At 42.5% G+C, this 12,015-nt stretch carries 12 protein-coding genes; 1 reads left to right on the plus strand and 11 read right to left on the minus strand.

Annotation, left to right across the window (positions count from 1 at the left end):
• Nucleotides 1-323: 323 nt before the first annotated feature.
• From L6773_RS17895 to L6773_RS17905, 3 genes are read right to left on the minus strand one after another with little or no spacing between them, the layout of a single operon-like run.
• On the minus strand, nucleotides 324-956 hold the full coding sequence (locus L6773_RS17895) for a hypothetical protein (protein WP_237855879.1): 633 nt from the start codon (nucleotides 954-956) through the stop codon (nucleotides 324-326).
• A gap of 27 nt (nucleotides 957-983) precedes the next feature.
• Nucleotides 984-1,505, minus strand: coding sequence for an LPS assembly lipoprotein LptE (lptE, locus tag L6773_RS17900; RefSeq protein ID WP_237855880.1), 522 nt, complete (start codon nucleotides 1,503-1,505; stop codon nucleotides 984-986).
• The gene (locus tag L6773_RS17905) at nucleotides 1,492-2,778 is read right to left on the minus strand and encodes a sigma-54 interaction domain-containing protein (protein ID WP_237855882.1); all 1,287 of its coding nucleotides are present in this window, start codon (nucleotides 2,776-2,778) and stop codon (nucleotides 1,492-1,494) included. The genes lptE and L6773_RS17905 overlap by 14 nt, the downstream gene beginning before the upstream one ends.
• A gap of 170 nt (nucleotides 2,779-2,948) precedes the next feature.
• Between L6773_RS17905 and L6773_RS17910 the strand changes: the two genes are divergently transcribed.
• Entirely contained in the window at nucleotides 2,949-4,697 is a 1,749-nt protein-coding gene (locus L6773_RS17910) for a sugar phosphorylase (protein WP_237855883.1), read from the plus strand.
• Here the strand turns inward: L6773_RS17910 and L6773_RS17915 are convergent.
• The 8 genes from L6773_RS17915 to pyrE form a co-directional block, all read right to left on the minus strand.
• Nucleotides 4,687-5,589 (minus strand): HAD family hydrolase, encoded by a 903-nt coding sequence (locus L6773_RS17915; RefSeq protein WP_237855884.1) that lies wholly within the window; start codon nucleotides 5,587-5,589, stop codon nucleotides 4,687-4,689. The two genes, L6773_RS17910 and L6773_RS17915, sit on opposite strands and share 11 nt — an antisense overlap.
• 18 nt (nucleotides 5,590-5,607) lie before the next feature.
• Nucleotides 5,608-6,582, minus strand: coding sequence for a glucosyl-3-phosphoglycerate synthase (locus tag L6773_RS17920; RefSeq protein ID WP_237855885.1), 975 nt, complete (start codon nucleotides 6,580-6,582; stop codon nucleotides 5,608-5,610).
• Entirely contained in the window at nucleotides 6,575-7,735 is a 1,161-nt protein-coding gene (locus L6773_RS17925) for a peptidase dimerization domain-containing protein (protein WP_237855886.1), read from the minus strand. The genes L6773_RS17920 and L6773_RS17925 overlap by 8 nt, the downstream gene beginning before the upstream one ends.
• Before the next feature lie 391 nt (nucleotides 7,736-8,126).
• On the minus strand, nucleotides 8,127-9,485 hold the full coding sequence (miaB, locus tag L6773_RS17930; protein WP_237855887.1) for a tRNA (N6-isopentenyl adenosine(37)-C2)-methylthiotransferase MiaB: 1,359 nt from the start codon (nucleotides 9,483-9,485) through the stop codon (nucleotides 8,127-8,129).
• A 91-nt stretch (nucleotides 9,486-9,576) separates the two neighbouring features.
• Nucleotides 9,577-10,377 carry an FKBP-type peptidyl-prolyl cis-trans isomerase gene (locus L6773_RS17935; RefSeq protein WP_237855890.1) on the minus strand — a complete coding sequence of 267 codons (801 nt, stop codon included), beginning with the start codon at nucleotides 10,375-10,377 and terminating at the stop codon, nucleotides 9,577-9,579.
• Between the two features lie 20 nt (nucleotides 10,378-10,397).
• On the minus strand, nucleotides 10,398-10,874 hold the full coding sequence (locus tag L6773_RS17940; RefSeq protein ID WP_237855892.1) for an FKBP-type peptidyl-prolyl cis-trans isomerase: 477 nt from the start codon (nucleotides 10,872-10,874) through the stop codon (nucleotides 10,398-10,400).
• Nucleotides 10,875-10,909: 35 nt separating this feature from the next.
• The gene (locus L6773_RS17945; RefSeq protein ID WP_237855894.1) at nucleotides 10,910-11,383 is read right to left on the minus strand and encodes a hypothetical protein; all 474 of its coding nucleotides are present in this window, start codon (nucleotides 11,381-11,383) and stop codon (nucleotides 10,910-10,912) included.
• Entirely contained in the window at nucleotides 11,371-12,012 is a 642-nt protein-coding gene (gene pyrE, locus L6773_RS17950; RefSeq protein WP_237855895.1) for an orotate phosphoribosyltransferase, read from the minus strand. The genes L6773_RS17945 and pyrE overlap by 13 nt, the downstream gene beginning before the upstream one ends.
• Nucleotides 12,013-12,015: the final 3 nt, after the last annotated feature.

Here is a 12,015-nt window from a genome sequence, read left to right on the forward strand (position 1 = left end):
TTCGCTAGAGCTGTAAAGAAATACGGTTGTCGTGGAATAAATAAGGCACTCCCAATATTTCGGAACGCGTCAGGTAATCAGGTCTTGGGTACGGCACAAGCGGGGGCCCGTATTGAGAAATTTGGACATACTTACATATTTATTTCATTCCGAAACTCTTGTTTCTGAAGGGCAGATTGAAGACCCAGTTCTTATGAATCTTTCATTAAACTGCCTTTTTCAAGATTGGCTGGATATCGGCTCAGGCGAGCCGATCTACATTCATGCATCGGATGAGCTTTGAAGGACGAAATGCACTTCTAAAAAAGAAACAGAGGCTTAATTCACTCTTCAGCTGTTTCTTCTTCAAGTTTTTCTTTTAGTCGAGAGATCTGATCATCAAAATAACCTGCTTTAGAGTCATTGATATTTTTTAACCGTTCATAGGTAGAAATAGCGGCTGGGTAGTTTTTTTGTTTCTCGTGAATTACGGCAAGAGTTTCCGTAACGATATCATCCACATCCGCGCTTTTTTCACTTAAATCGCGTTTGTCATCTTCGGCTTCTGTGTCCGGCTTGATTCGTTTCGATTCAACCGACGAAAGTTTAGAAATCAGGCCATCCAGATCATGGATAGGATGAGACTGATCGTAGGAGTGATGATCTCGCTTGAACGGTTTCCGATTTTTTTTCGGTTCCCAGGCCTTAAACGACTGTGGATGCGAGATATAGTAATGAAGCCGGCTCATCAGTTCGCTGCCCGGGGCCATAATTTTTGCCTGGATGGAGGCATCCAGCGCGTTTTCTTTATCGCCATTTTTTAGATACAGCCAAGCCAGGAAGAAGTATCCCACAGCCCCGGCATTTCGTTTTTCAACGCGGTTTTTTAATCGTTTGATTGCAGTTTCCGGATCGTCGTCAAAAGTCTCCAGGTAGCTTTGGTACGATTTTGGTATTTGAAAAGGCTGTAACTCCATGAAACATTTTAAAGAAGTGATACCAATTTACCAACTGCTCACGGCATCATTAAACATATTATCGGAAATTTGTTGCAACGCGGTTTCAGCGGCTTCTAACTCTCCCTCCACGGGATTATCAATAACATCGTAAGTTGCTGTGCCGGAAAATGTCTTTGTGTAAATGGGATCCTCATCAGATGCAAACTGGAAGGTTGCCCGAACGGATATCTGAACTTCATTTCGATTCGCCTGTTCATTCCCGCCAATGCTAAACGGACGATTCACATACGTTTGGATAGCTCCTTCCATCCAGGCATCAGATGTTTCCTGGTCGTTTGCCAGTGATAATCTGCTTTGGTTGATGAACCGGTTGATTAATGCACGGTTCAGGCGATCACTTAAATTTCCAAGACCACTTTGCGATTGATCCGGGAAAAATGGGATGTAAACATTTTCTACATCCGCCGGTATAGAAGTACCTGTAAAACTATACGTGATGCATCCACTGAAGCAAATAAAAAAAGAAACAACCAGAAAAAGAAAACCGAGTGACCTATTGAAGTCCATACTGATCCAGTTTCCTGTAAAGTGTTCGTTCGCTGACCCCCAAAGCTTCGGAAGCTTTTCGACGATTTCCGTCAAATCGTTTCAGGGCCTGTTCAATAAGGAATTTTTCAGCCTCTTCAATCGAGGGAATCTCCTTGTCTGCAAAAAATTGTTCAATTTCATCGATCTCTTCTTCATTCTCTTCCTCAACTGTAGTATCCACAGAGCGGATACCGAGCGAAGAATCGTCCATTTGATCCCGAATGTGTCCGGATATATCGTTGGGATCAATATTTCGGGAGACTGCGCTGGGCAGGGCCTTAATCTCTTTTTCACTAAAGGTTGAATAGAGAAATTTAGCGAGCATTTTTTTGACATCAGATATATCAGTTCTCATTTCAACCAAAGCGCGGTATATAATTCCCGTATCTGTGGACGACTGCTGACCACTTGGTTCATCTTCCGGATCCTTTCGAGAGAGGACGGGTAGGTTATCAGTAGAACCGAGATGCTGCCGGCCTTTCAAATATTTTTGGAGGCGGTCTTTATCAATAAACTGTGATTTTTCCAGAACAACCAACTGTTCGGCTACATTGCGCAACTCGCGTACATTACCGGGCCATCTGTAAGAGATTAAAAGTTCTTTAGCTTCATCAGAAAAACCCTGGAAAACCGAATCGTACTTGGAGGAAAATTCGGTAACAAATTTTCTAAAAATGGGAATGATATCTTCTTTGCGGTCTCTAAGCGGTGGCAGTTTGATTTTTACCGTGTCTAAGCGGTAGTAGAGATCTTCACGGAACGATCCCTCTTTCACGAGTTCCCATAAATCCTTGTTGGTTGCCGCAATGACCCGTACATCCGCAGTATACATTTTACTGGATCCAACGCGGAAAAACTCACCGCTTTCGAGGACTCGCAATAATTTTACCTGAATGTTCTTAGGGGTGTCTCCAATCTCATCAAGAAAAATGGTTCCGCCATCAGCTTTCTCAAAATATCCTTTGCGTGCTTCGTGAGCGCCGGTAAACGAGCCTTTCTCGTGGCCGAATAGTTCACTTTCAATGATGCCCTCGGGAATAGCGCCGCAGTTAACAATCACAATGTTTTTACGATCTCTTTTACTCAAAGAGTGGATAGCGCGTGCGGTAATATCTTTCCCAACACCGCTTTCTCCCTGGAGCAATACAGTGATATCTGTTCCGGATACCTGCATAATTTTATCGACAACCTGCTTTATTGCTTCAGATTCGCCGATAATTCCATAACGTTCCTGTAATGCTTGCCTGTCCATAGTTCTATTTTTTGTTGAACCCTAAATGTAAGAAAGATCTGATTCTTGCCATAAACTGCATTTGGAATTTTTATTGAATAGAACCGATCTTTTTGAACCTTTACTTTTTAGAAAAAACATCGTTTGTTGTTCTTTACTCTAATTTGCAGAAGCCAAATTCCTGATAGTAGATGACAGACGACATTTTTTGCGAGAATACGCTCGATCGATTAATCCATCATTTCACTGTAATTTATGGAAAAGAGAGCGTTGATGAATGTATTGATCGAACAAAACAGCTAATCAGAAAATATAACCTTCAACCCTCTAAAAAGGTTTCATTTCATGATGTCTGGACCCATAAAGATCATATTCTAATAACCTATGGGGATATGGTTCAGCCAAGCCAGGGCGAGCCTGTATCAAAGCTTAGAAAGCAACATCAATTTTTGAAGGAGAAGTTGAATGATGTGATCAGTTCAGTACATATTTTACCATTTTTTCCGAGCTCTTCTGATGATGGTTTTTCTGTTGTGGAGTATCGCCGGGTTGATGAACGGCTTGGCGGTTGGGATGATATTGAAGAGATGAGTAAAGACTTTCGTTTGATGGGAGATTTGGTAATGAACCATGCATCCCGATACAGTGAATGGTTTAAAAAATATTTGAGAAAAGAGGAGGAGTACAAAGAATATTTTATTGAAATAGATCCTTCCACAGATCTTTCAGATGTTACCCGTCCACGAAGTTCTCCACTTTTAACACCGGTTCATACAAAAAACGGTGAGAAATTTGTTTGGTCAACCTTTAGCGATGATCAGATTGATGTCAATTTCCGAAACATAGATGTTCTTTTTGAGTACCTCGATATCTTTTTCTTTTACCTGAGTAAAGGCCTGTCGGTCGTTCGCCTTGATGCGGTTGCATTCATTTGGAAAAAGATTGGTACCTCCTGCATTCACCTGGAAGAAACTCACGAAATTGTAAAATTGATGCGAACATTGGTGAATTGCTTTGCGCCTAAATCCACCGTTATCACCGAAACAAATGTGCCTCATAAAGAAAATATCAGCTACTTTGGTGAAGGAGATGAAACTCATATGGTGTACCAGTTCAGCCTTCCGCCACTACTTCTGCATGCAATTTTAACGGAGAACGCATCATACCTGACCGAATGGGTGAAAACTTTGAAAGGCCTGCCTGAAAATTGCACCTATTTTAATTTCACCTCATCGCATGATGGTATTGGTGTTCGCCCGCTGGAGGGATTGGTACCCGATGATGAGTTTACCAAGCTGGTGGAAGATATCAAGACGAAAGGTGGATTTGTTTCAGAGAAGAAAAATCCGGACGGTTCACTCTCTCCCTACGAACTTAACATCACCTATTTCGATGCATTTAGCGGGATGAATGGGTCACAATCTTTGCAAGAACGCAGGTATATGTGTTCACAAATTATCTCACTGAGCCTGAAAGGGGTGCCGGGAATCTATTTTCATAACCTGACGGCAACACGAAATAACTTACAAGGTGTTTCCATTACAGGGCGGTACCGAACTATCAACCGGAAAAAATGGTACTACGATGAACTGACAAGTGAATTGAGCGATCCTGATACAAGTACTTATCGTATTTTCAGCAGTATGAAAGAGGTTATCTCGGTTCGCAAAAAGCATCCGGCTTTTCATCCCTTTGGTGGGCAGGAAGCCTATAATATTGATGACAAAATCTTCTGCCTTGTTCGTTGGGACCCGGACGAAACTGAAAAAGTTTTGGTTTTGGCGAATGTATCTGATGAGACAAAAACAGTTGATCTTTCAGGTCATTCTTTACCGATTCAATTGGATGCGAACTACAACGATATTATCTCAGGAAAAAAATGTATTTCAGACGGTATGGCCAAGCTTTTGCCATTCAAAGTAGTCTGGATTAAAGTTTAACACATTTTTTTAATTCAGAAAGAGAGGTGATGATCAGGTCGGGAAGTAAATTTTTGCAGCGATCATCATCTTCGCGCCATTTTAGGGAGCGTTTGTCGCCGGCAAAAAGAGCGGTTTTCATGCCGAAATGATGAGCGGGATAGACATCCTTCAGCATATCATTCCCAACATAAAGAACATTTGAAGGGGAGAGGTTCGGATCGAAATCATCCAGCTTTTCAATAAAATCCCGATAAAATTTAAGGCCCGGTTTTTTAAGATTCTCCTCGAAAGACCAATGAAGAAGTTTTTTCTCGAATCCGAGTTCAGAAAGTGTATGACCGGTTAAAGCCTCGAGGACGATCGGGGTATAGAATTGTGAATTAGAGATAATGCCTTGCGTCAATCCTCGATCCTTAAAAAATGTGAGAGTATCGACCGCGTCTTCCATCGGCCAAACGGGATTCATCCGGGCTTCAAATTCTACAGATACAATATCAGGCAGGGAGTCTCTGTTTGAATAGTTAATGAGCCCTTCAGATTCCATCTCATCCAGTACATCTTTCCAAACGGTTCGAATATCCGGTTCAGGATACTCAATTCCATCTTTTTTTAGAGACTGAATATGTTTATCGACAACCTGATTATAGACTTTAAAACCGGCTGTACCCGCTGATTTATCCAGGATTTCAATTCCTGAGTTTTCAAGAGTTTCAGTCAGCAGATCGGCATTGGCGTGGCCATCATCAATCCCTATATCACCCACACCGGAAATAAAAAGCGTGCCATAAAAATCATATGCAATGACACGAATGTCATTTAATTCCCGGAGTGTTGAAATGGTTTTTGTGTCTATCGGTTCAAGCGGCTCAGACAGCTTTTTAAACCGTTCGTGGAGGTCTGTAGAAGTCATGTAAGAGATGCTGAAGAGTTATTTCTTGAACTTCTTTCGATACTCTTCAATTTCAATCATCGGTGGCCGCTCCTCTTCAATGATCTCCATAAGATTCTGCTCGTAGTGATTTTCCTTTACCTGGAATTGGCGAAGGATCGTCTCGTGCTCGGCCTTTTCAAACACGCCGAGAGCTTTGGCACGTTTAATGAATGTTTGCAGAATTCCGAAAGCCATCTTTCCAAGTGCCTGGGTTGGTTTGTTTTCGTGTACACGCTTGTCCAGATCGGTTTGTGCAAAAGCCTCCAGTCCATACTTGTGATATACATCTATCAGGTGGGAGGTCTCAACGCCGTACCCAATCGGGAAAGCGATCTGTTCGAGAACGTCGCGGCGAACTGCATATTCACCTGAAAGCGGTTGAATGATGCCTGTTAGTTCAGGAAAGAAAAGTGAAAAGAGCGGACGCACTAAAATTTCGGTCACTCGCCCACCGCCGGAAGCCCGTACATTTCCTGAAAAGGCCAGGGGACGGTCGTAAAAAGCTTTCACATAGTGAACCTTGTCTCTGTGGATAAGCGGAGCAACCAATCCGTAAACAAACCTCGGATGAATATTACTGATATCCGCATCTACATACACGATGATATCACCTTCGAGCTGGTAAATTGCTTTCCAGAGATTTTCTCCCTTTCCTTTTTTCTGTTCAAGATTTGGAAGAATATCGGATGCGAGATAGGTATCAGCTCCGTAATTTTTGGCAACTTCGAGGGTGTTATCATCGGAACCGGAATCGATCACTGCTATTTCGTCAATCAACGGATAGCGCTCAACAAGTTCGGATTTAAAGATGATGATCTCTTTTCCAATCGTTTTCTCCTCATTCAGCGTAGGAAGACAAAGAGATATTTTAAGGTTCTTCTTTTCTTTGGCCTCCACTAACTTCTTGAGGTCCCAAAATTCGGAATGATGATAGGTATTCTTATCAATCCATTTTTGCAACTTATTACTCACAATATCCTCCGTCAACAGCTAAAATTATACCAATCAGTTGAGCCAAACCTTTAAAGATCGGATCAATCTGGATGGTTTCATTTGTTTTAAAAGTTCGTTCTCCAACCGTAATTCCAAGTGTAAGAGCCGGAATATCTTCATCGATCAAAGCGGAAAGTTCCGATGTACTTGGTGCCAATCGTGGCTCAATATCCAGCGATTCCATCACAGATCTCGCGCATTCATTCAACGGATGTGCGTAGGGAATGCCACCCGGGCTCCGTCTGGCAAAAATATCCAACTCAACCTGGTCGCCGGTTTTTGATGAAACTTCATGAACAATATCCCCAATCGTTGATCCGGTGTCCTCAACTACTTCCTGTGATTCAGATCGCACCTCAAATCCAAGGGTGGCATCACGGGCGATGGTATTAAAAGATGTTCCACCGACAATTGATCCCATTACAATACTTGTCCTCGGGCGTTTTGGTAGTCGAATATCGTTAATTTTGTTGATGACTTCGTTGAGAGTCAGAATGGCGCTCGCATCGCCAAAACGGGACCAGTCGTAGCTTTCGGGCACGGTACAGGTAATTTCTCCTCGCAGCATCCCGATGGATGAGTAACTCAAACGGCCAAGCTGAATTCCTTCAATACAAATTGCATCGCTGATTTTAAAAGGGTTGTTTTCCAGGAAAAAACGGATGCCTTCAAGGTTTCCGCGGCCAAGACTTTTTACACCGGCGAAGAGTACAAGATCTTTTTTAAGCTCGATATCCAGATCTTCCAGTATATATGGCAGTGTTGCCAATACAGCGAGCCCAAGGCTGTTATCTGCGACGCCGGCTCCGGTAATTGAGTCACTGGAAACCTGCATGGTGTGATCAGTCTTTTGGGAAAAAATGGTATCGGCATGTGCGTTCAGCAGAATGGAATCTTTCCCTTCTTTGCCAGAAAGTACACCAATACCATTTCCATGATCATCTATCGATGAGTCGGTTAAACCGGCTTCATCGAACCGGTTCAGAATAAATTGAACTCGTTTATCTTCATTAAAAGTCGGAGCCGGGATTTCACCGACCATCACCAAATTGGCTAAAAGTAATTCCCGGTATTTTTTAAGTTTATTTTCTAACCCGGTTAACTTTTTTTCGAGTGGTTTAAAGTCCGTCATGGTTAATTAGTGAGAATGATATTCTTGCTTTCACTTAAGATGCCAAAATTTACGAAACTTATCACCTAATTCCCTGATAAACCTTATCGGGTGAAGAAGTTTAACAGCTTCTTTACAAGATAATGTTTGTTGATGGTGAGTAGTTGTTCGTTGATTTGAAAATTGATCCGAAGAATAGATTAAGTAAGCTTGTGGTTTATGGAACAGAGTTGTCGGATGATTTCAAGTGGTAAACAGAATCACATCAGACTTACTCACCATGAATTCGGCAGACAGAGTGGATTTGTCAGCCGATTGGGCTCTTCGCCTGCCGAATCTCTGTGTTTCAATTCATGAATTGGATAACTGAAGTGGATTCAGCAGCTGATAAAAGAACTTTTCAAAAATTTACTTAAACTAAAGCAGGCTCAGCATAGAACTCCTGGATGGAGCTCTTCTTGACGGGCTTGGCCATAAGAGTTGCGGAAGTGCAATCGGTAATTTCAACTTCCACATAATCTCCCTTTTGGAAATCTTTTCGATCGAAAACCACCATCTTGTTTGTATCGGTTCGGCCGGAGAGTTGCTCGCTGGATCGTTTGCTTTCACCCTCAACGAGTACAAGATGCCGTTTACCGATCTCTTGCTTATTATTCTCTTCCTGGATGTTCATCTGCTGCTCGATGATCTCAGACAACCGCCTTTTTTTCACGTCCTCGGGGACGTTATCATCATATTTCCGGTGAGCAAGGGTTCGTTCGCGTTCTGAGTAGGCGAACATATAGGCCAAATCAAACCGAACTTTTTTCATGAGAGACAGGGTATCGGCGTGTTCCTCTTCGGTTTCATCACAGAAGCCTGTTATGATATCTGTTGAGAGTGATACATCCGGAATTATCTCCCGCATCTTGTCGGTCAGGTTGAGATATTGTTCTCTTGTATAAGGTCGTCTCATCCGTTCAAGGGTCGTATCCGATCCGGCTTGAGCAGGAATATGTATGTAACTGCACAAGTTCGGCCGCTTGGCTATCAGGTGTAGAAGTGGTTCCGGAAAATCTTTTGGATGGGGAGATGAGAAACGGAATCGCATTTCCGGGTCCACCTTACTGGCTTGATCCATCAATTGTGTGAAATCGACATCCTCATATTGATAGGAGTTCACATTTTGACCTAAGAGTGTGACCTCTTTATACCCCTGATCACTAAGTTGTTGAATTTCATTTAATATACTTTTCAGCGGCCGGCTTCGCTCACGTCCCCGTGTAAATGGTACAACACAAAACGCACACATGTTATCGCAGCCGCGCATGATCGACACAAACGCACTTACGCCGTTATCGCTGGTTCGAACCGGGCTGATGTCGGCATAGGTTTCTTCAAGCGATAAAAGCACGTTCACTGCTTTTCTTCCGTCATCTACTTCGGCAAGCAGGTTCGGGAGATCGCGGTAGGCATCGGGCCCAACTACAATATCAACGAGTTGCTCCCGGTCAATAATCTGATCGCGGATTCTCTCGGCCATACAGCCAAGAACGCCAACGGTGAGATCGTCTTTCTCTTTTTTGAGTGATCGAAATTCCTTTAAACGGTTCCAAACCCGAGTTTCCGCATTCTCACGGATAGAGCATGTGTTCACAAAGATGACATCTGCTTCCTCTGCGGTTTGTACCGGTTGCATTCCATCTTTCATCAGGATGGAATTTACGATTTCAGAATCAGAAAAATTCATCTGGCAACCGTAGGTTTCTATGTAGAATCGTTTATCACTCATTGAATTAGACTCCTTTTTTCATTTGAGCCATCAAAAATAACCAATGTTGAGGAATGTTAACAGCGTGAATCGGACTCAGAAAAGCCCCTGGTCATAGGATTTCATCGAGTTCCACTTCAAAAACTATGACATTATTGTATTGAGGATATTGATTACCATATCCAAGCGCTGGCGGAACAAATAATTGATACTTGCCGCCTTCTTTCATCAGTTGTAATCCTTCACTGAACCCCTGGATAACACCCGTTACGTTGAATTCGACACTTTCTCCCTCAGGTGATTGATCGAATGAGTAACCGTTTGTAAAGGTACCTTTATATTTAACTCGAACCGAACTTTCTAAAGTTGGTGTTTCTCCGTCCCCCTCTTCGAGAATGCGATATTGAAGGCCGCTTTCAGTTTCTTCAACATCTTCAAGTGCTGCATTATCGATTAAAAACTGTTCTTGGTCTTGCCGCAAGAACGAGAGTAATCTCATATCAAAGACATAAACCCGTCCGTTTCCTTCTGCTAAGTTTGAGGGAATTACGAATTCGTATCTGGCACCCTCCTTCATGAGCTGTACACCTTCCCCAATGCCGGGAAAGACATTCAATTCATCGGGAGTGAAAATTTCAAATTGCTGAGGGTCCTGCGGGCCAAATCGTCTGTCTTGTCGAACAGATTCTCCCTCATAATCAACAATAACTTTCTGGTCACCTTCAGGGATTTCACCTTCTCCCTCTTCGATCACTCGATACATCAATCCGCTGTTTGTGGTTGTTACACCATCCCGTTGAGCATAATCTTCGAGAAAGGCTTGATCTTGCGAGTCATCGTAGCTTGTGGATGTGTCTAAACATCCTGCGAAAAAAAGAGTAAGTAGAAGTGGTAATAGTTTTAATATTTTCATACAGATTTAATACGTATTAATTATTCAACAATTTCAACAAGTGTAACTTCAAAAATAACAGTCGTTCCGGGGCAAAATTCTCCGGCCGCAGTTTCACCGAATGCCAGGTGGGAGGGCAGAACAAATTCATAAGTTGCCCCCTGTTTCATCAATTGCAATCCTTCTTCCAATCCCTCAAGAAGTCCCTCTACGGTGGTTTCCTGTGGTCCAATATTATCGGTTGTATCAAATATGGAGCCATTAATTCGCTTCCCTTCATATTCTATACGAACAGTGGATTCTAGCGATGGACTGGCACCTTCACCCTCTTCAATTACGCGATATTGCAATCCACTTTCGGTTTGAATTACGCCTTCTTTATCCCGGTTTTGTTCCCAGTACTCTGCTTGCTCTTCTCGGCTGAAATCCTCGCACGATTCATTCGGCCCGGTAGATCCCAGGCATCCCGATAATATAATTGACAGGAAAATTACAGAAAGAATAACAGGTCGATTCATATAACGTAAATGATATTTTTCAGTTATTTTGGTAGTTATACACGTGCAAACGAGGGAAGACCTATTAGATTTTTTTCAATTGTGTAAAGTGCTTCGGGAACCGAGTGATCTAATTCCCTGAGAAGTTTAGCATCGTAAAATTCCGGTTCTGAAAAATCTTCCCAATACTTCCTCTGTTGATCGATAATCGGAATGATCTCTACAATTAAGTCAGCATCATAAAAGAGAATTTTCCTGTGAATATCTTCAAGCAGATCATTTATGCATCCTGCAACAGAGACAAAGAAAGGTGCTTCCTCGGGTTCGTCTTTATTCATCAGATTTTCGAGAGTGAACGCAAGTTTTCGAACGTTGCGAACTTTTTTTATGAGCTCTTTGCGGGTTACACTATCCTCACAAATATTATTGTAATATCTATAGTTTCGAATCAGTCTCAGGCTTTCAGTGAGGATGAGTGCAGAGGTTGCTGCGGTAAAATTTGCGAGCGCTTTACTGCTTAATTCGGCCATGTGTCCGGACTACGTCTCCAGGCGTTTAACAATTTGAGATCTTCATTTTTGATGTATCCAGTTTCAAGTGCAACGTCAATTAATGTAGAGTAGTCTGTTAAACTGTAAAATGGTACCTCTTTCTCTTCGAATTTTTTGATCGACTTGTCGAAGCCATAGGTAAAAATGCTCAGCAGAGCCCGTACATCGGCTCCAATAAATTGGAGTGCTTCAATCACTGATATTGCCGATCCACCTGTAGATACGAGATCTTCTATCACGACAGTAGATTGTCCCTTATCAACACCACCCTCAATCTGGTTTCCAAGGCCATATGCTTTTGCTTTCGCGCGAACATAAGCGAGAGGTTTATCAAGATTTTGTGCAATCCAGGCTGCGTGGGGTATACCGGCTGTGGCAGTTCCGGTAATTACTTCAACATCCGGAAACTTTTCTTCTATAAAAGCCACAAAGCCCTGGGCAATTCCTTTTCGAATCTCAGGGTAACGGAGAGTGAGCCTGTTATCGCAATATATGGGGGAGTTCCAACCTGAAGACCATGTAAATGGATTTTTCGGCCTGAGAACTACCGCATTAATATCGAGTAAAGATTTTGCAAGCTCTCTGGAGTATGTCTCATCAATAATCATGCT

Origin of the sequence: Rhodohalobacter sulfatireducens (assembly GCF_022012475.1) — a bacterium.
GTDB lineage: Bacteria > Bacteroidota > Rhodothermia > Balneolales > Balneolaceae > Rhodohalobacter > Rhodohalobacter sulfatireducens.